This is a genomic window from Niallia yueguangensis (genome assembly GCF_052663115.1).
In genome coordinates this window covers 26,147-45,119 of record NZ_JBQTCX010000024.1, presented here as the reverse complement: position 1 = coordinate 45,119, position 18,973 = coordinate 26,147, and the positions used below count along the sequence as shown (strand labels likewise).

The following is an 18,973-nucleotide window of genomic DNA, read 5'->3' as shown; positions in this document are numbered from 1 at the left end:
TCACTTTTATATAAAAAAACACCCATCTAATTAGACAGATGCCCTTCATTATTATAAACTTCAATCTTCAACAAAAAAGCAAGCTTGTAAAATATTCTCGCTTTTAGTCGATAATACCTTCTTTCACTATAGCCAATTTCGTTATAAATTTCATAATCAAATACTTCACCTTCCAGCAAGTATCGTTTAATAATGATTTCTCTCTCTTTATAAGCTAATCGATTTACAGCCTTCCTGATCCACTCAATATATTTATCACATTCCCTTTCAAAGTCCACAGTCTTGATAGCAAGATCTTCTGTTGATGAATGGAATTGATTAGTAAAAGTAGGCAGCTCCATTGAATACTTTGGTGTAATTTGTGGAAGTCTTTCTTCAGGAATAGTCAGTAAGTAAAATCGATACTTTTCAAATGCTGCTTCTACTGCTTTTTTTGTTTGCTCTCTATCTATCTCAGGAAGCACAAAGGACAATTGTTTCAAGACGACTCCCCCCATGTTATAATTAATTTGCTGATTAAATTAGAACTGGGAGAAATCTCAGTTTTTTATTTTTCATCAATACCTTCCAATGCTTCTTTAGCTTTATCTATCCACCAAGGATTGCTAAACCAATTTTTTTCATCCGCAACTAATTCTTTTAAAACTTTTTCATAACATTTCCCTTTTTCTGTAGCCATGATAAGATAATCAAAATCTAATTTCGATAAATGTGCACCTGGATAAACTCCTTGATTATCAAACATAGTTCGATATTTTATATCTTCAATTTTTTTACTATCAATCGTCATTCCCTTCACCCTTCCATATCACTTAATCCCATACTTTTCTTTCAAAAACTCTACTTGATGGGTAACCTTTTCTAAAATACGTTTTTCAACGAGAATATCCTTTTCATCTGCATTAGGTCGTTTTATATAATGCTGCAAGGCATGCTTTATAATTTGAAGTTTTTTGTATTCGGTCATATATTCATCCTTCCCTGTTTTGTCGAACTGTGCAATAAATATTTATTCACATAAAAGCCAAATATAGTCCTATTACTTAATTTGAGAATTCTTTATAATTGAATATAAAAATAGAATTATTAATTTAAAATGGAGTGATTTTATTTGATTTGGGACTATATTTTTAAATTTATTCTTGGTGGAACAATCATTACACTTGCTTCCTATTTTAGTAAGTCCAAACATTTCTTTTTATCTGGAATTATCACATTATTACCTATCATGACTCTGATAAATATGAGATTACAATTGAAATATATGGATATTAAAGAATTTCGAATTACACAAGTTAATGCGATATTCGGTGCTCTAGGAGCCGTCATTTTATTGTTGTCTGTTTTTATACTTACAAATTGGATGAGACCAATATTTGCTGTATTAATTTCACTTGCTATATATATTTCTTACATGTTAATATGCAAGTATTTTTTATAATTCTGTTACACAGTTGTTGTCTATACTGTTTAATACTTCTTCCCACCATGTTTATAACTGCGACCTTTATTCTTCTCCATTTTTGATAAAATAGCAGTTTCTAAATCTATATTTTTTGCACCACATAAGTCAAAAATACGGATACATACATCTGCTAATTCTTCAGCGAAATTTTCACTATCACCTTTACGGTCAGCTTCTAAAGCTTCAGATACTTCACTATGGATTAAAGCAAGAAGCGTACCTGTTTCTCTTTCTTCATCATGCCAGCCTTTACTTACTGCTGTTTCATATGCTTCCTTACACAATTGATTGATGTTCATTTAATAACTCTCCATCCTTTCTTCAACTTTTTACATAACTCATACCATCGCAACGGTTCATACAGATAAACGGCTCTCCCCTCCTCCAATCGGAAAAGGAGAGTCCATTTTGGTTTGCGTGCCATTATTTGACCACTTTTAATTTCTTTTCATCTTCGATGTCATCCATTGAAACTTGGTCAGGATCTACATTTACTGAACCATCACCGTCTACTGTATATTCAATGCCTTCATGTCCACTTTCGTAAAATTCATCAATTGTCATTTGTGAAGATTTTAAATTAAGAGTTACATTAGAACCAGCATGAGAATAAAATTTATTTATTTTACCTGCTGCATCACGATTTACATTAAATTTAAGAACTGTTTTTTTGTTATCACGTTGAATGGATACAAATTCAGCTCCGATTTCATCAACTTCAATTTCGTCCACAGTTAGAAGAGCAATGGTCCCAGGCATTTTCAACAATTCATTAGCATGTGGTAATTCATCACTTAAAACATGGAACATCAGAACCTCCTTTTTATCGTCTTTTTGCATTTTCTTGAACAAAACGTTTAATTTAATCATGAGTGATTATCCCCTTCCTATATTGCTTTCGTTAAAGCATCATAAGCCTGTTTTAAAGTATTTCTATCAAGCTCTAATTCTTTGATTCTTGCATGCAGCTCTAAGTTTTCAGTTCCAATATCTAATACATGTTTAAAACGTGTTTGCCTTTGCTGCTCTTTAATAATTTTTTCTTGTTTACCAATAAATTCATAAACGCGCTTTAAGAATTTTTCAGCTTCATCTTTTGGCCCATTGTCTATAAGCGCTCTTAATTGAGTTCTAATCACAAGATACTCCTTCATCTTTTTTCACTTTCTTTAAAATGGATTCTAATTCTTCATAACTTAACTCATAAAGTTGCCTGCCATCTGGTGTTTTAAAATAAAACAATTCGATAAGCTCTGCCTTTAGCTCGTCCTTTTTTTTCTCCAAATTCATACCTTCCCACCTTTTAATAGTTCACGAGTCATATAGAAAAAGTGGTGATAAATATAATTTCCTGTTTGTGCCGGAGAAAGAAAAACAGTTGAAAAATTATAACGGACTTCAAATGTTTTCAAGCTCCCAAGCAATGACTCAGGTTTATATTTGCTTCGATAAAGTCCTTTTAATATTTTCGAATATCCTTCCAGGTCTTCCACAATCAAGACGAATGGATTTCTTGAAGCACGAATTAATTCATTTTCAAATCTCGTCCGATCTTTAATCGACTCGACCAATTCGTCTACACCATTTTTTCTTTCTAATACTGCTGTTAAATAAATATCTCTTGTTATTCCAAATTCTTCATTCTTTGGAATCATTGCTGAATAATCACCTGTTTTCATGGTGCGAATTTTAAAAGGGACATTTTTCTTACGAAAATAATCAAGCACATGTGTATTCTTTTGTTCCCTTGTATCCACAACGATTTCTAAAGTATCAAGAATCTTTTTTAATTCCGCATCTGAATAGCGATAATGTATAGCTGCCATTACTTCCTCCTAAAGTACGACATGGCACGTTCATAAATTTTCGTAGAAAATTGAAACGTATTATAATCTTCGTAATTACATGTTGGCTCCTTCGGATCTTTCCAGCCATTTTTCGATAGCTTCACACACAATTGCATAATCATCGTGCATGCCACTTCATCATGATTCAGCCAATCATTTATTTTTTTATTCATATCTTGGTCAATACCAACATAGAAATTAATAATCTTGTCCACAGTTTGAAAAATGTTATGTTCATGGTCCGAATAATCATTTTTCAAGTAAGCAATAATCCTAGCTTTATAGAGTTTTGCTAATTCCTCTATCTCTGGATAGATATTCTCAGGATGTTCTATATACAAGTTGTCTCCATCCAGTACAAGGGCAGCTCCCATTGACTTAAAATCAGCAATTATTTGTTTCGGATGCATATAACACCTCATATTTACTAAAAGGGTTACTAAAGGGTTATTAAACTTTTTATTCAGTAACCCACCCAAAACATTGTCATATCAACGTTTACCCCTTATTTTGGGTTACTGGGGTTATCGAGGTTACTTATATTTGTATTAAAGTCTATATATATATTATTTATTTTTTTATTATTAATTTTCATGGGAATGAATATAGGAAATTCAGTAACCTCAGTAACCCATCAATTAAAATTAAAAACTTTAAAACTCTAAGAAACTCATATATACCAAGGGTTTAAAGCTTTTTTCTGTTAATAGGAGTAACATTGTTTGGGTTACTTTTTGATGAAATTTCAGTAACCCCTTCAGTAACCCCATCATCATGATTTTGGAATAAATTTGCTCCTGCTAATTGATTTAAGGTCAATCCATGGAAAAAAGTCTTATTTTTAGAACCTTTTTCTTTTTTATAACCTCTGATTTCCAATTGACGATAAAAAGCACGATTTTTTAATTCCATTTCATTATTTTGATAGCACCATTTTGTATAGTTTTCATACAAAGACTTCGCTTCAATTTTTTCCGAAGGATGAATCGTACAGTTTTCTTCAAGATAAGGACCAAGAATATCCATATCTTCACGGTAATTATCTGTCGCTTCTTTAACTGCTTTTGGATCCTTCAAGCCTTCAGCCTGCCACTTCAAGCACCCCTGAACCACCCAATTTAAAATGCCTGGCATTTCTTTTTTCAACTTTTCAGGTAAATCAGCATCCACTTTTTCTTCTGGAATGGTAACCGTAAAAGGAATTAATTTTATCCTTCTCCAAATACCGTTATCTCCACCTTTTACAATTGGCTTATAGTTAGTGGTGAAGAAAACCTTAAATTCCGGTGTAAACTCAAAATATTCTTGTCGAAGAAATCGGGCCGACATTTTCTCTCCACCAGTGATTTGTTTAACTAGGGCTTCTGATAATTGTTGCCCTTCTTCACTCTCCACAGCTGAAACAAAACGAGCTCCATCCAATCTGGCCACATCATTATTAATTCCACTATCATTTTTCTTCTTAAGGAAAGTATCACTATTTGTCTGCCTGCCATAATCGCCTAAAAGGTCTTGAATCACATTGATAAAAGTTGATTTACCATTACGACCATTTCCGAAAAGGAAAAACATGATTTGCTCCTTAGTCACACCAGTTAAGGAATAACCGATTGCTTTTTGAAGATAATCAATTAATTCCTGGTCTGGCTCACCTTCGGAAGTTAAAAAGATACTTTCTAAGAATCCAAGCCAATTAGGGCAGTCAGCTTCTTTTTCATATGGTATTGGTGATATTTTAGTAAGTAATAAATCCCTGTCATGCTGCTGCAGCCCCCCTGTTTTCAGGTCAATAACTCCGTTATCACAATTGAAAAGAAATTTATGTGAATCAAAATCTTTCTTCCTAACTGAAACCATTGGCCGCGCATCTAAAATGCTGTTTATTCGAATGGCTCTCTTTTCACATTTCTTTGCCCAATCATTTAACAGCTTGGCTCTATACTTGTCTTCTTCTTTTTTCGCTTCACCATAAAGGCCCCGAAGGGTTTGAGCAGTAATTGCTTCTATCTTCCGTTTGCTGTCCTCCATCCATCGCTTCCCTGTCCATATAAGCCATTCCAATTCGTTGCAGTACCGAATATCTTTTCCATGGTAATAGACGATTCTTTCTGCATTCCCTAACTCTGTTAAGTGAAATGATGGTATTTCATCTATAATTTCCTCGGTATCTTCGATGTGCGACTGTTCATCTGAAATGTATATCTCGTATGGCTTTTCTTGTGGTGGCTCATAGTCAGCGATTGTGGAAGGTGTAGACAGGATTGCCGTATCAATGGTTATTTGCCCATATGTCCTGCCGTCCGATGAATGTTGATTGTCCCATTTTTCACGGTAAAGACTTGACTCTCTAAACATGGAATCCATTTTGGCACTGTCTTTATCAGTCCAGAATGCTAAGTGGTTACATAAAGCCATATCAGTGGAAGAATGGTCTCCGTTAATCAGATTACCCAGGAACAAATCCTGAATACTTTTACCATTTTTACTATTGAACATTTTTTCCCACAGCTGGGAGTTTGATAAATCGCTAAAATCTGTACGCTCATTAAAGGATGTCCTTTCAGTTTTAACAGGCTTCGGCTTTTCCGTAAGATACCTATCAAAAAGGGTTTTAAATTCATCTGTGCTGTCCTGAATAACATTACTTACATCTAGGCTGTCCCCTGTGAAAGTGAAGTACCTACCATGCCGATAAACTTCTAATCCAAGTTCAGGATTCTTACGTCCAGTGCCGGGACCAGGTAAAGGGATTTTTCCTTTTGCAATGATATGAATACCATCACCACTAGGGGAAAATTCCGAATAGCTGTCCACAATGTTTATGACATCTTGTGCTAGATCAGATAGGCTGCCATCCACAATACAATGGTCAATATCTATGCCTATGAATGGATCATCCTTTGAAAACATAAAACCTATGCCATCATAATTTCCTTGATTGAAAAACTTTATGATGGTGTGGAATGTTGACCAGGAACGCTTGTCATTCGACCTGGCCATTTCTCCATTTATTTGATAAGGAACCTTAGTTTTTTTCCCTCCCCTTGTCTCTGACTTCCATAGAATCCAATGGGGAGTGTTTTTTAGTTCATCAGGTATTTTATTAAAGTTGTACATTTGGTGACTCCCTTCGGAAAGGGAGAATTAACTCCCTTCTAATCAATGAATCTACGGTTATTAAAATGGCACATCATCATCTGAAATGTTTATTTCTCCGGCTGGTGCTGATGCTTCGGATATTTTAAATCCATTAACTTGAGGATATTTTTTACCGTTAAATTCACGCTCTCCAACTACTAAGCGAAGATGCTTATTTAAAAAAGTATCCGCCCATTCTTTGTAAGAATTGAATGAAACACCATTAGGAAACTGTGCTGCTTTAGATGCTGCTTGGAATCTCCATTGAGCTTTCTCTGTTACTGTGAAGTTGTCATAAAGAATTTTTTGCCCTTGGCATGGTTGATCTACATCTGAACGAATTTCATAGTCAACAACTACTTGATTGTTTCCAGATTGTGCTTTCTTTAATTCAAAATTTACGACAATTACTTCGTACTCACCTGGTTTAATTGGTTCAAATTCTTGTCCTGCTTTATCGTAATCAACTGTAAACATTAATTATTCCTCCTATTTTTTAAAGTCTGCTAATCTATCTAAAGCAACTTGTGCAAGCTTGATAGTAAAATCATCAAGTTTCATATTTGCTTTAAAAACAAATTCTTCAACTTTCTTTTGTGCTTCTGGATTGCTATTTGCAATAACTTTAACTTGTTCAATCAAACTAACCCTTTTATTTTCTTCCTCGGCTTTTACATCAATACCGAGCTCTAACCATTGATACAGCTTTCGGCCAACATCAACAGTAATTTTCTGTGGCTTACCTTCAAACATTTGAGTATTATCTTTAGAAGTTTCAGCAACATGATCTATATCGATAACGAAATTCAACATAAACTCATATTCCATTTCTTCTTTTTGTACTGGCTTAGTACCAACTTTTCTTGGTGCCATTTTTCCTTCACTATTCGCTTCAACTACATACTCGGTTTTAGTTCGGAATGTAACCAGAATATGAACATCATTCTGAGTCAAAGTTTTTACTAACTTAGTAGTTTCAGGAGCAAGTTTTCCCCAGTTTTGAAATGAGTTACCTGACATTTGACCATGTGTTTCAACGATTCCACCTTCACCCATCCAATTGTGTGAAATGGAATCAATTATGATTACTTCTGCCCCTGCATTTTTCATTGTTAGAACAGCAGTGTTATATCTTTCAGTTGTGTACGGTGGAGCAAAGTCAATATGACGGAACTTACCGATACGAATATCTCCGATTTGTAAATTAGCATATAGCTTTGACCGTCTATGTTCGGTATCAACTACTCCAATTTTTCTCCATATCTCTTCTTCACTTGCTTCTGGATTGGCTTCTTTCATCATTCCATAAGCAGTAATTAGAGCACTTGCTGTTTTACCTGAACCACTGCAGCCAATAAATCCTATGACAGCTTTTTCCTTTTCACGTTCTGCTTCTGTGACTTCAAATTCGTTATAGGCTACCACTTTTCACACTCCTTTCAAAAATGCACTTCTGATATTTCTCTAAGATGTTTTAACAATTCGAGACATTGCTTTTCATCAAACATACCGATATGGGCTTTTTCAGATGGTAAATTCATAACTTCCTGCATCCACTTGTAAGCTTGTGGACGGCTCATTTGCTTGGATTTCCACAATGATCAAATGCTGCATGCGTTCTTTTCCGCATTTCTCTAAGTCCTTTTTTAGCTAAAGTTCCTAACGGTGCTATTGAATTTTTATGGGTTCCTACATAGGCAGCGCATGGATGGCAAGCATAAACATTTGTGCCATAATCTCTTCCGTAAAAATCTTTACTGGTGATTAACCTAGCTTCCCTTCCACAGTAAGGACATACGATCATGTTTTATCCTCACTTTTCAGCTTGTCTATAAATTGACCAAGCTCATTTAAAACTTTTATATGTGTTTCATTAGCATTTTTAAGAACTGCAATTGATTCTTCTTTATTTCTAATTTGTTGAATGTTTTCGTCCAATTGCCGTTGATGATACCGTTGGCTTCTCACCAGTTCATCTATGATTATTTCCAAATAAGATCACCTTCCCATCGAACTTCAATTCCACTTAGATTATGAATACGAACAAAGGCTTGTACTTCTTCTTCTGCAACTTCAAAAGGTACTCCATTATCGAAATGAACTTTAAAACGTTCATACACATCATCCTCATGTGGAAGGATTCCATATTCATCAAAGCATTTATTGAGATAACTAAAGATTAAATACTGAATATTAGACCTCATACTTCCTCATTTCTCTCTTTTAGCATTTGGTCCATATATTCATAGTTATCAAGTAATTCATCAAAGAAATTGCTACCACTTAAATTTTTTTGATGTTTTTCTAAGAACTCATAAAGTAGTTCTAATACTGGATTCACAGGGCTATATACAGTTCTATCTTTAGATTCAAAGAATGGCATTTTATCCTCCCCTGTTGATTTTTTGTAAATAATTGTTTACACTGTAGCTATCAAAATTGTTTATTTGCTATGGCCCTACTCTGCTAAGTGGGTCTTTTTCTGTTTCCAAAATTCTTTTGTACTACGTGCCCCATTTTCCGCAGCAATTTGACGTTTCATTTCGTGGATATTAGAATATGCTGCACCGGACGGCTTTTCAGTTGGAACAATTGGATGTTTTTTTACATACTCTGCTAACTCTTCTGGAGTCATATACCAGACATGAACTTTACCTATCATAATTTCACCTCCTTCAAATATTCCTACTTTTCATCATCAAATTTCGCAATGATGGTAAAAGGAATCCGACTGTTGTCGGTTAAACAATTGACATAACAACATAACCATCTTGCTGACCATAATTTGTTATATAAGTTACTCTCTTTTCAATCTCACGACCTGTGTATTGGTCAATCACATGGTCATATTCTTTTAGCAATAGCGTGTCACCAACCTTGTAATTACGATCATTAAATCTAATTTCAAACGTTTTAAGACCTGCTGCTACTGAACCGAAAAACATGGGGTCGATTTTTAATTCATGTTTCACTATTCTCACCACCATTCACAAACCTTCTAGCAAACCTTAACTGCTGCTCAATGTATGGATCAGTTTCTTTTCCACCACTTCCTAACCAATCTCCTATTCGTTGGTTAATATCTTTTAGCACTGGTAGTGGTAATTGGTAAGCTATTGATCCGATTTCTTCAAGTGGCGACTTCATTCTTCTTCACCATCTTCCACAACTTCATACCCCAGTAAAGTTAATGCCATTTCCATACCTAGTTTTACATTTTCATCCGTTTGTTCGGATAAACCTTCGATAAATCTTTCTTGTTGTCTTGCTGATAATTTAGTTACAGGCTTCCCCGAAGAAAGGAAAACTTTTAATTTCATTTACTTCACATCCCCTTCCATTTGCATCAGATAATATTTATGACTTTGCTTTGTTGCCCACGCTGCAATTTGCAAACGATTTTTGATTAACATTTCCCCTGCGAACTGTAAGAGCATTTCTGCTTTTTGATAGTTAGTCATTTTGTCACTTCCTTTTCTTTTTTTTCAGCTTCTTCCTGTTCTTTAATAATTCTAGGAACGGAAGTTTCTAATAAAAACTTTAATAAGTTTCTTAAAGCTTCCTCAGATGGCTGATTCATGATGAATAGCCTCTTTTTCGATAAGTGTTGCTTTCAACTAATAGTTGATTGTTTTCTTGGATTATTATTAGGTTCATTTGTTTCTCCTTCCACACTTATTTACGTTGCTACCGTCATTTCATCTATCATTACCTACATAACTGTCATTGGTTCGGTTAACAGCAGAGACAACTCTACTTTAAGAAGTAGAATCTCTATTTTCATATCTACTAAAAGTAGAGTCGTTATTAAAAAAAATAAAATCATACCTCATATCTAAAATTTCACTTATCTTTTTAGCCTGACCGATTGTGGTTTCATCAGGGAATCTTTCTAATCTTCTGTAGGTATCCCTATTAACACCAAGCTTTTCAGCTACTTCTTTTTGAGTTAATCCCTTTATTAATCTCGCTTGTTTTAAGCTGAAAATCATCTTATTCACCTCGCTTTATTTCGTCTACATGCAAATGATACTCTACTTAAAGTAGAATGTCAACAACCTTCAAAATAAAACATTCTACTTTAAGATAAGAATACGTAACTAAAAGTAGAATATTTTCTGCTTTATATTGATATTTCTCTACTTTTAGTATAATATTATCTATATAAAATAGTGCGGAGGTAACAAAAATGAGTATAGGGAGAAATATTAAAAAATTAAGAGAAATTCATAATCTATCCCAAAAAGAACTTGGTGAAATAGCTGGTGTTTCTGATAAAGCAGTATCTACTTGGGAAAAAGGATTAAAAGATCCACGAATGGGAGCAATTCAAAAAATTGCTGATCACTTCGGTATTTTAAAAAGTGACATAATTGAAAATAAAAATGAAAAAGTTACAGAGATTAAAGAAACAGCACTTAAATATGGTAAAGACTCTATAAGAATTCCTTTACTTGGTTCCATTGCTGCTGGACTTCCAATAGAAATGATAGCTGTGGAAGAATGGGTTAACGTTCCAGTTGAGGTAGCTGAAACATTCCCTGACGCTTTTCTACTCAGAGTTAATGGAGACAGTATGAATAAAGTTGTTCCTGAAAATGCATTGGCTTTGATTGATCCAACATTAGAAGTTAAAAATGGGGAAATTGCTGCTGTTGCTGTAAACGGATATGACGCAACATTGAAAAGAGTTTTTAAATTTCAAGATGGAATTACATTAGAACCAGAAAGTTATAATCCAATGCACCAGACGCAATTTTTTAGTGATAAAGAAATAGAATACAATCCAGTTTCAATAAAAGGTAAATTAGTCTGGTATATGGCACCATTAAACATTAAATTTTAGGAGGGAATTGGTTTATGAAATGTGTGATTTACATAAGAGTATCCACAGAAGAACAAGCGCAAGAAGGATACTCTATAAAAGCACAATTAAGCAGATTAGAAGCGTATGCTATATCTCAAGGTTGGACTATTGTAAAAACGTACATTGATGACGGTCAAAGCGCTAAAGATATGAACAGAACCGATTTAAAAAAGATGCTAAATGATTTAGAAAAAAACGAATATGAATGCGTGTTAGTTTACCGACTTGACCGTTTAACAAGATCAGTTCTAGATTTATACACAATGTTGGATATTTTTGAAAAGCATAATGTTAAATTCAAATCTGCTACTGAGGTTTATGATACAACTACAGCAATGGGAAGATTGTTTATAACTCTTGTCGCTGCTCTAGCCCAATGGGAAAGAGAAAATACTGGTGAACGAGTTAGGATGGGAATGACCCAGAAAGCCAAAGAAGGTAAATGGGTTATTAACGTAGCGCCATATGGATTTGACATAGATGGTGATTTTTTAAAGATTAACGAACTAGAAGCAGCAGTTGTGAAAGAAATATTTAATCTATACTTAACTGGTAAATATGGCGTTGGAAAAATCGCCAAGATGTTGAATCAAAAAGGTTACTTAACAAAGGCAGGAGCAAATTGGCAAGATGGTCCAGTTCGTTATATATTAACGAATAAAATATACATCGGGACTATGAGATATAATTATCGTGTGAACAAAGAACAATACTTTGAAATTGAAAATGCTGTTCTACCTTTAATAGAAAAAGAAAAATTCTATGAAGTACAAAGTATACTAAACAATCGTTCAACTCTTCATCCTCGCAAAGCAACAAGTCCTTACATTTTTACAAGTGTCTTAAGGTGTTCTCGTTGTGGTGGGGCAATGGCGGGGAGACAAGCTACTTCAAAAAGAAATGGGAAGAAATATATTTCGTATAGTTATTATTGTCACAATCAAAAATTTGGTACATGTGACCTTCCACATATAGCTCAAAATTATTTAGAAATACAATTTTTAAACAAAATTAAAGAATGGAATATGAGTTATGAGCTAGGTAATGACATTGTAAACAATGCAGAATCTAAACCAGATGTCACAAAAAGAATCAAAGTAATTAACAACGAATTAAAAGCATTAGAAAGTAGACGTTCCAAATGGCAATATGCTTGGGTTAATAATATGTTGTCAGATAATGATTTACGAAAAAGAACTGAAGAAGAAGATACGAAAGAAAAAACATTATTAAGAGAATTAGATAAATTAAACCAAAACGAACAGATTGATTCAAAACGAGAAATGTTAGCAGAAGCTTTACTTGATCTTCAAAAAAACTGGAATAAATTAGATGTTTATGAAAAGAAAAAATTCGTACTTTTAGTTGTCAAAGAATTATCTGTAAATAAAGCTTTTAAAAAGATGGTTCCTGAATCAGTTGAAATAACTAATATTGATTTCCTATAATTTATTATGTGTCTATTATACTAACTAGATGTCCAGTTAAAGCTGCACGTATAGCTATATGCGCCGTTTCTGCATCTCTTATTTCTCCAACCATAATAATATCTGGATCATGGCGTAAGATCGCTTTTAAACCTGTTGAATACGTAATGCCTGCTTTTTCATTCACTTGTATTTGCAGAACATTTTCTTGTGTTTTTTCAATTGGGTCTTCTAAACTAATAACATTACGATGATATAAATGGGCGTTTTCGTTAAGCAAAGAATATAATGTAGTTGTTTTACCTGATCCGGTCGGTCCTGTAAAAATGACAAGCCCGTGTGCATGCTTTAATAATGCAATTAATTTTCGTGAAGTATCTGGAAATAAACTAATGTGATAAATGGGGATTTCGTTTTTATCTTGCAAGATGCGGATGACTAAACTTTCATGTGGAATAGACGGCAGAGTGGAAAGCCGGAGTCCTATTTGCTCCCCTTTAATAGTAGTCGAATAAGAACCATTCTGAGGTCGCCTTCGTTCTCCAATATCCATAAATGCTGAAAATTTAAAATGGGAAATTAGTTTGTCACAATCTTTTGAGGAAAGAATATGTTTTGACTGTAGTTTGTTGGAAATGCGGAATTGAAGATGTGATTCTTTCTGTTTCGGGATAATATGAATATCTGTTGCTTCCTCTTCAACAGCTTCCCGAATAATACGGTTTGCAAATGCCTCAATCGACATCATGCTGCATTAAGCACCACCTTTCATTTGTTTAACAACTATTTCGATATTTCTTTCGCTATTCCTTCTAAAATATTTAAATTTTTTTATTTTTTTTCAATAATTGCAGAAAAAAAGCAAATTATTTTCTAGGATGGAGAATAAGGAAGCTTTCTTCATAAGATTTTCAAAAAGAGATGTATAAAAACCACCTTTTCATTCCATACTATATTTTGTGGCAATTAATTTATTGGGCTATAGCCAAGCGGTAAGGCAACGGACTTTGACTCCGTCACTCGTTGGTTCGAATCCAGCTAGCCCAGTCCAAACCAACTTTTTTTCTTCATTAAAAAGAAGCAGGCCCGTCAATGAACGGAGCATGCTTCTTTTTCTTTGGCTGTTTTCTCAAAGTTTGTTGTTTTTTACGTAAAAAAAATAGGAGAAGAAGTACTCAGCAGACTGAATACACGTAGACTCCTGTGGGAATGCGAGAAAGACGAGACCCCACAGGAGCGTATGCGACGAGGAGGCTCGGCGCTCGCCCACGGAAAGCGAAGTGTATTCGGGCTGCGAGTTTATAAGCAACAGTCTATAGGTAAACAGCCTTTTCTTTTTATCCTTTTATTAACTTGTTTACCCTAAAAATACTGAATATGTATATTTTTTGAACAAACTTATGGGCAAGATGTGAACATTTTATAAACTTATTGTTTTTACAGTGTTTATGGTAGATTGCTATATTATAATAAAGAAAATTAAATACGGAGGGGAAAAGCGATGGAAAATACGTTAAAAATCACCAATGTATTATCTGATCCAACTCGTTTTTATATTTATCAGTATATTACGAACCGTCATCAAGATGTTACTGTTCAGGAAATTGCCGATGAATTTACAATACATCCTAATGTTGCAAGATTACATTTATCCAAACTAGAAGATGTCCGAATGCTTTACTCTGAAACAAAAAAGACAGGTAAAGGCGGACGTCCAAGCAGATTATACCGCCTCTCAAATGAAGTCATTCAATTTAGTTTTCCATTTAGGGATTACCAATTATTAAGTAAAATTTTATTAAAATCGATGAATACACTTGGATTAGAAGGAAAACAAGCTCTATATAAGTGTGGCAAGCAATTTGGCAGAGAAATGATGGAACAAGAAATTGTTCGTTTTACAAATAACTCTGATACTCTTTCAAAAGATGATAAGCTCCGTTTATTACAAAATGCTAGTTTAATGACCGGTCAAATGCCTGTTCTAGAATGGAATGAAGATCAAACGTCTCTATATTTTGAAATTTTCAACTGCCCTTATAAAGAAATCGCTATGGAGCATAAAGAAAAAGTATGCAATATGCATCAACAATTTTTTGTCGGAATGTTTGAAGCACTGTTCCAAGATGTACAATTGATTGAAAAGCAAAATATTATTGCAGGCTGCCATCAGTGCGCTTATAAAGTAACAGTTTAATATATTGCTAGAAATCGATGTATATTTGTGAAAACAATCACATAAAGTGGAAAGCCCAAAAACAAAAAAAGTCTAGATTTTCTTATTCTAGACTTTTTTCCATTTAAAAACCATTTAAATATGGATTATGATCCATTTCATGAGCGATGGTTGTACTTCTGCCATGTCCTGATAAAATAATCGTTTCTTCTGGTAATGTCAGCAGTTTATCATGAATGCTAGCAAGAAGTGTACGTGCATTCCCACCTGTCAAATCAGTACGTCCAACACTTTCGTAAAATAACGCATCTCCTACAAATGCCAGACCTACTTTTTCAAAATAAAACGTAACGCCCCCCAGGGAATGACCTGGTGTTTCTAGAACAGCAAATGTAAACTCCCCAACTGCCATCGCGGGATTTTCATCTAGAAAATAATCAGCTGGTTTTGCAACAACAGGATTCGGCAATCTAAATGCAGCACTGCCATTTAACTTCGGATTGACCAACCATTCTTCTTCCTTATTATGTAGGTATACAGGTATGCTGTACTCCGTTCTGACAGACTCTACTGCACCAATATGATCAAAATGTGCATGTGTTAATAGTATTGCTACTGGTGTTAAATCTAGTTTCGAGATAATAGAAATAAGTTTTTCTCCATTATCCCCTGGATCAATTACTAAACAATTTTTGTTTTCGTTCCATACTAAATAACAATTTGTTTGCAAAGGGCCAAGAGGAATTTGTTTATATTCCATCTATCTCCACCTCCTGATGAATTTCCTTTATTTTTCGTTATTGGCAGACAAATGACTCATCACACGATCCACTTTATCTTCCATTTTTCTTTTGATATCTCGGCGGTCATCAATTCGAATATTCGTTGCTACTCGCACTAAACCTTTTGAAAAAGGAACCTCATGCATCGCCTGAATGACTTCAAACAGCTTAGATAACTCTCCTTCAATAATTGTATTCATTGGAGTAAGCTGATAGCGAATTTCTCCCTTTTCTTCATAACCTTGCAAGACTTGATGAATATCAGCAACATATTTACTTACACTTGGAGTTTCAGTTCCAATTGGAATAATGGTTACATCAACAATTGCCATATTTAACCTCTCCTTAAAAACCTGTTTTCTTTATCTTGTCATATTTACAAAAGATTCTCAACTAATAAGAAAGGCCCAAGACACCTGGATCTAGACATTTATACTTATCAATATAAATTTTATACAATAAAAAAAAGAAAGGGTCCTATTTTATGATATCTCTGGTGTTCATTGGGCTTCATCTTCTAATTAACCATTTTATAAAACATCAATTATTTGACAAAGAAATAATCTCTCCTGTTTTTACATTTATCATCTTTTCTTGATAGTGCCCATACAAACACCAGTCATTATTTGGAGATAGCTGTATTGGCTGGTTGTCTATAGGCTGCTGTACTATTTTTTTTCGCAATCCCGTTTTCGAATCAATCGAAATAAAATCAAACCCTTCATTATAGGACTCCGCATGGCCGCTTTTTTTCGGGATAAACGTATAAAAAGCATCATCCTTTAAATCAAAAAACGGAACAAGCCAATCGGCAAACTTTGATAAATGTGGAATCGTAAAGCTGCTAGTTTTGTGAAAGTCATGCTGATAAAAAGTATAAACAGCATTTTCAATATTTTGTGGATCTGTCGAAATCGTTAACACCAATCTTTCAAATACATGCATAGAATAAACATCATCTAAGTTATAAACGGTTTCATTTTTAGTTTGTAAATTTTTTGTTTTAATCGGAGCATGAAAGGAAGTATCATCCTTTTCCCAGTCTAAATAGGCAAGCTCCTCTTTTTGAAGCCATTGAGAAAATGGATTCATGCCCTGCAATGGGATTAGTTGTTTTTGTGAAAGCGATAACAAATATACATCACTTTTCCAGTCATCTGTAAAAGTCGAAACAAATAGTTCCATCTCATTATATGGATTCCAAACAAAATCAGCATCGTAACTTGCAAGAGATGTTGTATAAAGCTGCTTCCCGCTATTATCAATGATCGTTATTTCTCCAGCATCATCGGATGTAGCTGTATAAATTAATATCCTCTCTAAATTCGGGCTAATTTTAACGTTCACCATTTCTGACTTTGTTTGAAACAGCTTTGAATATTCTCCAGTAAAAAGCTCATAGGCATATAGTTGATAGCCATTTTCTACCTTTGCAATATAGGCGATGTTCTTATCACTTAGCCATCCTGCAACTTGAACAAACTCACCTTTTATTATCTTTGCAGGCGGAAGAAGCGGCTTTTCTTTCTGTTCTTTTTTCGGTATGTCTTTTTCCTCTTCTTGACTCGTTGTTACTTTCTGTTTAGGAGAACATCCAGATAGTACAAGTGTGAAAATAAGAAAAAGCAGAAGAAAAACATCCGATTTTTTCTTTAAAAGGTAAAACATTTTTTCACACCCTTTTATATAGCCTTTTGCTATGCACACTATAATGAATAGTAACACAAAAAAGCCGAAAATTTACGGCTTTCATAAAATCTTTTGGTTCTTTTCTCAAATTTTGTTGTTATTTACGTGAAAAAATGGGAGAATAAGTACTCAGCAGACTGAATACACGTAGACTCCTGTGGGAATGCGAGAAAGACGAGACCCCACAGGAGCGTATGCGACGAGGAGGCTCGACGCTCGCCCACGGAAAGCGAAGTGTATTCAGGCTGCAAGTTTAAAAACAACAATCTATACGAAAACAGCCAATCTTTTTTTACTTTTTTTCCAAACGAAAAATTCTTGATCACATATATAAAGCTGCTAAAAAGATACCGATTGCATCTCGGTAAATTTCATCAAATTGTGATAAGGGCAAGGGATTAATCCCCTTTCCTAACTCAATGGTGAATCCTGATTTTTTCACATCCTGAATAAACCAATCTTTATACCCTGCAAAGCTGTCAATATTTTGAATTGCTTCATAACCGCTGACACGCTCGAATTCAGTTGCAATCGCTTGTGATTCTTTCGGCTCCATCCCTTCATAACCCCAATAAAATTCTTTCCCTTGCGTGTGAAAGGCAAGCATCGTTTGAAAGTTTTCTTTTTCAGCAAGCTTTGCCATTATTTTAGCTTCCGGTTCTGTTAATGGAGCATCTCCCGGATAATCTCTAGGTGCAGGCGATTTCGGTTTTTTCCGTTCTTTTTCCACTTCCCATTTTGCAGGAAATTGATTATTTAAATCGACTCCACGAATATTTGCTTTCCATCCCGTAAAATCATTACTGCCACCATTTATTGCTACTACATTTTCTTGGTCCCTGTCTTGCGGTCCGTTTATGACAAGATCTACACCATCAGGATTTACCATTGGAACAATAGAAAGGTCAACAGCTTGATAAAGAGGCAGTGTTTGTACTCCTTTTATCATTGTTGCATTTGTTAAGGATAATAAATAATCATTCACATAAGACATTACTATTGAAGTTGTTATCCACTCATTTGCATGGAAAGAAGCATTCATATGAACCTTTTTGCTCCCCCTGCCTAAACGGATTTCTTGTATGGCATTCCCTAATACACTTTCTCCTATTGTATTTATTGTGATAAAAGGATAATTCGATTGTAATGATTTTATATCTTCCTGCAATGCTTGATAATCATATCGTTTTTTTCCATTCACTATTTTTTTTAAGATTCTTTCGGGCACTTCGATAGGATCCCCGATTTTTAATCGATTCGGATTTATTTGCTGGTTTAATAATAAAATACTATCAATCGATATATTTCTGGCACCGGCAATTTTCCATAATGTATCCCCTTTTTTTATTTGAAGCGTTTGTGTTTGAAAACCTGGAATATGAACGGTTTGACCGGTTATAATAGTATTCGGATTTATTGAAGGATTGCTGTCAATTATTAAGTTTAATGGAATCATAAAAAGTTGGCTATAATACCAAAAAGTGTCTCCGAGTCTCGTTTTAATCTCCAACATGAATCACTCCTTCCATTCCTTCATATTTATGATTTCTGAAATGAAAAAATACATAAGAAAAGCGCAGGC

The 18,973-nt window shown here is 34.3% G+C and carries 30 protein-coding genes, 1 tRNA gene and 2 pseudogenes; 5 read left to right on the top strand and 28 right to left on the bottom strand.

Annotation, left to right across the window (positions count from 1 at the left end):
- Window positions 1–26: 26 nt before the first annotated feature.
- From ACTYA4_RS18380 to ACTYA4_RS18370, 3 genes are read right to left on the bottom strand one after another with little or no spacing between them, the layout of a single operon-like run.
- Window positions 27–497, bottom strand: coding sequence for an ArpU family phage packaging/lysis transcriptional regulator (locus tag ACTYA4_RS18380; RefSeq protein WP_445505805.1), 471 nt, complete (start codon window positions 495–497; stop codon window positions 27–29).
- A 50-nt stretch (window positions 498–547) separates the two neighbouring features.
- Window positions 548–790 carry a hypothetical protein gene (locus ACTYA4_RS18375; RefSeq protein ID WP_445505804.1) on the bottom strand — a complete coding sequence of 81 codons (243 nt, stop codon included), beginning with the start codon at window positions 788–790 and terminating at the stop codon, window positions 548–550.
- Window positions 791–808: 18 nt separating this feature from the next.
- Window positions 809–967, bottom strand: a complete 159-nt coding sequence (locus ACTYA4_RS18370) for a hypothetical protein (RefSeq protein WP_445505803.1) — start codon at window positions 965–967, stop codon at window positions 809–811.
- A 144-nt stretch (window positions 968–1,111) separates the two neighbouring features.
- Between ACTYA4_RS18370 and ACTYA4_RS18365 the strand changes: the two genes are divergently transcribed.
- Window positions 1,112–1,441 carry a GlpM family protein gene (locus ACTYA4_RS18365; RefSeq protein ID WP_445505802.1) on the top strand — a complete coding sequence of 110 codons (330 nt, stop codon included), beginning with the start codon at window positions 1,112–1,114 and terminating at the stop codon, window positions 1,439–1,441.
- Window positions 1,442–1,470: 29 nt separating this feature from the next.
- Here ACTYA4_RS18365 and ACTYA4_RS18360 read toward each other — a convergent pair whose 3' ends face one another.
- From ACTYA4_RS18360 to ACTYA4_RS18265, 20 genes and pseudogenes are all read right to left on the bottom strand, one after another.
- On the bottom strand, window positions 1,471–1,764 hold the full coding sequence (locus tag ACTYA4_RS18360) for a MazG nucleotide pyrophosphohydrolase domain-containing protein (RefSeq protein ID WP_445505801.1): 294 nt from the start codon (window positions 1,762–1,764) through the stop codon (window positions 1,471–1,473).
- Window positions 1,765–1,888: 124 nt separating this feature from the next.
- On the bottom strand, window positions 1,889–2,335 hold the full coding sequence (locus ACTYA4_RS18355) for an LCP family glycopolymer transferase (RefSeq protein WP_445505800.1): 447 nt from the start codon (window positions 2,333–2,335) through the stop codon (window positions 1,889–1,891).
- Between the two features lie 17 nt (window positions 2,336–2,352).
- Window positions 2,353–2,604, bottom strand: coding sequence for a hypothetical protein (locus ACTYA4_RS18350; protein WP_445505799.1), 252 nt, complete (start codon window positions 2,602–2,604; stop codon window positions 2,353–2,355).
- Window positions 2,597–2,755, bottom strand: a complete 159-nt coding sequence (gene fbpA, locus ACTYA4_RS18345) for a Fur-regulated basic protein FbpA (protein ID WP_445505798.1) — start codon at window positions 2,753–2,755, stop codon at window positions 2,597–2,599. Before fbpA ends, ACTYA4_RS18350 begins: the two co-directional genes overlap by 8 nt.
- Window positions 2,752–3,291 (bottom strand): ERCC4 domain-containing protein, encoded by a 540-nt coding sequence (locus ACTYA4_RS18340; protein ID WP_445505797.1) that lies wholly within the window; start codon window positions 3,289–3,291, stop codon window positions 2,752–2,754. Before ACTYA4_RS18340 ends, fbpA begins: the two co-directional genes overlap by 4 nt.
- Window positions 3,291–3,722: a hypothetical protein gene (locus ACTYA4_RS18335; RefSeq protein ID WP_445505796.1), complete on the bottom strand. Its 432-nt coding sequence runs from the start codon at window positions 3,720–3,722 to the stop codon at window positions 3,291–3,293. The genes ACTYA4_RS18340 and ACTYA4_RS18335 overlap by 1 nt, the downstream gene beginning before the upstream one ends.
- A gap of 277 nt (window positions 3,723–3,999) precedes the next feature.
- A complete protein-coding gene (locus tag ACTYA4_RS18330; protein WP_445505795.1) occupies window positions 4,000–6,429 on the bottom strand; it encodes a phage/plasmid primase, P4 family in 2,430 nt (809 codons plus the stop codon).
- 60 nt (window positions 6,430–6,489) lie between these two features.
- The gene (locus ACTYA4_RS18325; RefSeq protein WP_445505794.1) at window positions 6,490–6,927 is read right to left on the bottom strand and encodes a DUF669 domain-containing protein; all 438 of its coding nucleotides are present in this window, start codon (window positions 6,925–6,927) and stop codon (window positions 6,490–6,492) included.
- Between the two features lie 12 nt (window positions 6,928–6,939).
- Window positions 6,940–7,875, bottom strand: coding sequence for an AAA family ATPase (locus ACTYA4_RS18320; RefSeq protein WP_445505793.1), 936 nt, complete (start codon window positions 7,873–7,875; stop codon window positions 6,940–6,942).
- 14 nt (window positions 7,876–7,889) lie between these two features.
- A pseudogene (locus ACTYA4_RS18315) lies at window positions 7,890–8,254 on the bottom strand (zinc-finger-containing protein).
- The gene (locus tag ACTYA4_RS18310; protein WP_445505792.1) at window positions 8,251–8,442 is read right to left on the bottom strand and encodes a hypothetical protein; all 192 of its coding nucleotides are present in this window, start codon (window positions 8,440–8,442) and stop codon (window positions 8,251–8,253) included. The pseudogene ACTYA4_RS18315 and the gene ACTYA4_RS18310 overlap by 4 nt, the downstream one beginning before the upstream one ends.
- Entirely contained in the window at window positions 8,433–8,654 is a 222-nt protein-coding gene (locus tag ACTYA4_RS18305; protein ID WP_445505791.1) for a hypothetical protein, read from the bottom strand. Before ACTYA4_RS18305 ends, ACTYA4_RS18310 begins: the two co-directional genes overlap by 10 nt.
- Complete coding sequence (locus ACTYA4_RS18300) at window positions 8,651–8,833, bottom strand: hypothetical protein (protein ID WP_445505790.1); 183 nt, start codon at window positions 8,831–8,833, stop codon at window positions 8,651–8,653. The genes ACTYA4_RS18305 and ACTYA4_RS18300 overlap by 4 nt, the downstream gene beginning before the upstream one ends.
- Window positions 8,834–8,908: 75 nt before the next feature.
- Window positions 8,909–9,112, bottom strand: a complete 204-nt coding sequence (locus ACTYA4_RS18295; RefSeq protein ID WP_445505789.1) for a hypothetical protein — start codon at window positions 9,110–9,112, stop codon at window positions 8,909–8,911.
- A 79-nt stretch (window positions 9,113–9,191) separates the two neighbouring features.
- Window positions 9,192–9,422, bottom strand: coding sequence for an ASCH/PUA domain-containing protein (locus ACTYA4_RS18290; protein ID WP_445505788.1), 231 nt, complete (start codon window positions 9,420–9,422; stop codon window positions 9,192–9,194).
- Window positions 9,412–9,597 carry a DUF6877 family protein gene (locus tag ACTYA4_RS18285; RefSeq protein ID WP_445505787.1) on the bottom strand — a complete coding sequence of 62 codons (186 nt, stop codon included), beginning with the start codon at window positions 9,595–9,597 and terminating at the stop codon, window positions 9,412–9,414. Before ACTYA4_RS18285 ends, ACTYA4_RS18290 begins: the two co-directional genes overlap by 11 nt.
- On the bottom strand, window positions 9,594–9,770 hold the full coding sequence (locus ACTYA4_RS18280) for a hypothetical protein (protein WP_445505786.1): 177 nt from the start codon (window positions 9,768–9,770) through the stop codon (window positions 9,594–9,596). The genes ACTYA4_RS18285 and ACTYA4_RS18280 overlap by 4 nt, the downstream gene beginning before the upstream one ends.
- On the bottom strand, window positions 9,771–9,911 hold the full coding sequence (locus ACTYA4_RS18275) for a hypothetical protein (protein ID WP_445505785.1): 141 nt from the start codon (window positions 9,909–9,911) through the stop codon (window positions 9,771–9,773).
- Entirely contained in the window at window positions 9,908–10,030 is a 123-nt protein-coding gene (locus ACTYA4_RS18270; protein ID WP_445505784.1) for a hypothetical protein, read from the bottom strand. The genes ACTYA4_RS18275 and ACTYA4_RS18270 overlap by 4 nt, the downstream gene beginning before the upstream one ends.
- Before the next feature lie 178 nt (window positions 10,031–10,208).
- Window positions 10,209–10,442: a helix-turn-helix transcriptional regulator gene (locus tag ACTYA4_RS18265; protein ID WP_445505783.1), complete on the bottom strand. Its 234-nt coding sequence runs from the start codon at window positions 10,440–10,442 to the stop codon at window positions 10,209–10,211.
- A gap of 197 nt (window positions 10,443–10,639) precedes the next feature.
- On the opposite strand from ACTYA4_RS18265, the gene ACTYA4_RS18260 reads away from it, so the two are divergent.
- Both ACTYA4_RS18260 and ACTYA4_RS18255 read left to right on the top strand, forming a co-directional pair.
- Entirely contained in the window at window positions 10,640–11,296 is a 657-nt protein-coding gene (locus tag ACTYA4_RS18260) for a LexA family protein (protein WP_445505782.1), read from the top strand.
- A 14-nt stretch (window positions 11,297–11,310) separates the two neighbouring features.
- The gene (locus ACTYA4_RS18255; RefSeq protein WP_445505781.1) at window positions 11,311–12,765 is read left to right on the top strand and encodes a recombinase family protein; all 1,455 of its coding nucleotides are present in this window, start codon (window positions 11,311–11,313) and stop codon (window positions 12,763–12,765) included.
- Between the two features lie 22 nt (window positions 12,766–12,787).
- Here the strand turns inward: ACTYA4_RS18255 and comGA are convergent.
- Window positions 12,788–13,492: pseudogene (gene comGA, locus ACTYA4_RS18250) on the bottom strand (competence type IV pilus ATPase ComGA); the annotation flags it as partial.
- Between the two features lie 227 nt (window positions 13,493–13,719).
- Between comGA and ACTYA4_RS18245 the strand changes: the two are divergent.
- Window positions 13,720–13,791 (top strand) — tRNA-Gln (locus tag ACTYA4_RS18245).
- 454 nt (window positions 13,792–14,245) lie between these two features.
- Entirely contained in the window at window positions 14,246–14,941 is a 696-nt protein-coding gene (locus ACTYA4_RS18240) for a helix-turn-helix transcriptional regulator (RefSeq protein ID WP_443480130.1), read from the top strand.
- Window positions 14,942–15,044: 103 nt separating this feature from the next.
- Here the strand turns inward: ACTYA4_RS18240 and ACTYA4_RS18235 are convergent, their stop codons facing one another.
- The 4 genes from ACTYA4_RS18235 to ACTYA4_RS18220 form a co-directional block, all read right to left on the bottom strand.
- Window positions 15,045–15,680 (bottom strand): MBL fold metallo-hydrolase, encoded by a 636-nt coding sequence (locus tag ACTYA4_RS18235; protein WP_443480131.1) that lies wholly within the window; start codon window positions 15,678–15,680, stop codon window positions 15,045–15,047.
- A 27-nt stretch (window positions 15,681–15,707) separates the two neighbouring features.
- Window positions 15,708–16,034: an MTH1187 family thiamine-binding protein gene (locus tag ACTYA4_RS18230; RefSeq protein ID WP_443480132.1), complete on the bottom strand. Its 327-nt coding sequence runs from the start codon at window positions 16,032–16,034 to the stop codon at window positions 15,708–15,710.
- Window positions 16,035–16,242: 208 nt separating this feature from the next.
- Window positions 16,243–17,370, bottom strand: coding sequence for a YqgU-like beta propeller domain-containing protein (locus ACTYA4_RS18225; protein WP_443480133.1), 1,128 nt, complete (start codon window positions 17,368–17,370; stop codon window positions 16,243–16,245).
- 343 nt (window positions 17,371–17,713) lie between these two features.
- The gene (locus ACTYA4_RS18220) at window positions 17,714–18,901 is read right to left on the bottom strand and encodes a M14 family metallopeptidase (RefSeq protein WP_443480173.1); all 1,188 of its coding nucleotides are present in this window, start codon (window positions 18,899–18,901) and stop codon (window positions 17,714–17,716) included.
- Window positions 18,902–18,973: the final 72 nt, after the last annotated feature.

Coding starts and splice junctions, on each gene's coding strand:
- ACTYA4_RS18380 (WP_445505805.1), bottom strand. CDS start 497: ATGGGGGGAGTCGTCTTGAAACAATTGTCCTTTGTGCTTCCTGAGATA.
- ACTYA4_RS18375 (WP_445505804.1), bottom strand. CDS start 790: ATGACGATTGATAGTAAAAAAATTGAAGATATAAAATATCGAACTATG.
- ACTYA4_RS18370 (WP_445505803.1), bottom strand. CDS start 967: ATGACCGAATACAAAAAACTTCAAATTATAAAGCATGCCTTGCAGCAT.
- ACTYA4_RS18360 (WP_445505801.1), bottom strand. CDS start 1,764: ATGAACATCAATCAATTGTGTAAGGAAGCATATGAAACAGCAGTAAGT.
- ACTYA4_RS18355 (WP_445505800.1), bottom strand. CDS start 2,335: ATGATTAAATTAAACGTTTTGTTCAAGAAAATGCAAAAAGACGATAAA.
- fbpA (WP_445505798.1), bottom strand. CDS start 2,755: ATGAATTTGGAGAAAAAAAAGGACGAGCTAAAGGCAGAGCTTATCGAA.
- ACTYA4_RS18340 (WP_445505797.1), bottom strand. CDS start 3,291: ATGGCAGCTATACATTATCGCTATTCAGATGCGGAATTAAAAAAGATT.
- ACTYA4_RS18335 (WP_445505796.1), bottom strand. CDS start 3,722: ATGCATCCGAAACAAATAATTGCTGATTTTAAGTCAATGGGAGCTGCC.
- ACTYA4_RS18330 (WP_445505795.1), bottom strand. CDS start 6,429: ATGTACAACTTTAATAAAATACCTGATGAACTAAAAAACACTCCCCAT.
- ACTYA4_RS18325 (WP_445505794.1), bottom strand. CDS start 6,927: ATGTTTACAGTTGATTACGATAAAGCAGGACAAGAATTTGAACCAATT.
- ACTYA4_RS18305 (WP_445505791.1), bottom strand. CDS start 8,654: ATGAGGTCTAATATTCAGTATTTAATCTTTAGTTATCTCAATAAATGC.
- ACTYA4_RS18300 (WP_445505790.1), bottom strand. CDS start 8,833: ATGCCATTCTTTGAATCTAAAGATAGAACTGTATATAGCCCTGTGAAT.
- ACTYA4_RS18295 (WP_445505789.1), bottom strand. CDS start 9,112: ATGATAGGTAAAGTTCATGTCTGGTATATGACTCCAGAAGAGTTAGCA.
- ACTYA4_RS18285 (WP_445505787.1), bottom strand. CDS start 9,597: ATGAAGTCGCCACTTGAAGAAATCGGATCAATAGCTTACCAATTACCA.
- ACTYA4_RS18280 (WP_445505786.1), bottom strand. CDS start 9,770: ATGAAATTAAAAGTTTTCCTTTCTTCGGGGAAGCCTGTAACTAAATTA.
- ACTYA4_RS18275 (WP_445505785.1), bottom strand. CDS start 9,911: ATGACTAACTATCAAAAAGCAGAAATGCTCTTACAGTTCGCAGGGGAA.
- ACTYA4_RS18270 (WP_445505784.1), bottom strand. CDS start 10,030: ATGAATCAGCCATCTGAGGAAGCTTTAAGAAACTTATTAAAGTTTTTA.
- ACTYA4_RS18265 (WP_445505783.1), bottom strand. CDS start 10,442: ATGATTTTCAGCTTAAAACAAGCGAGATTAATAAAGGGATTAACTCAA.
- ACTYA4_RS18260 (WP_445505782.1), top strand. CDS start 10,640: ATGAGTATAGGGAGAAATATTAAAAAATTAAGAGAAATTCATAATCTA.
- ACTYA4_RS18255 (WP_445505781.1), top strand. CDS start 11,311: ATGAAATGTGTGATTTACATAAGAGTATCCACAGAAGAACAAGCGCAA.
- ACTYA4_RS18240 (WP_443480130.1), top strand. CDS start 14,246: ATGGAAAATACGTTAAAAATCACCAATGTATTATCTGATCCAACTCGT.
- ACTYA4_RS18235 (WP_443480131.1), bottom strand. CDS start 15,680: ATGGAATATAAACAAATTCCTCTTGGCCCTTTGCAAACAAATTGTTAT.
- ACTYA4_RS18230 (WP_443480132.1), bottom strand. CDS start 16,034: ATGGCAATTGTTGATGTAACCATTATTCCAATTGGAACTGAAACTCCA.
- ACTYA4_RS18225 (WP_443480133.1), bottom strand. CDS start 17,370: ATGTTTTACCTTTTAAAGAAAAAATCGGATGTTTTTCTTCTGCTTTTT.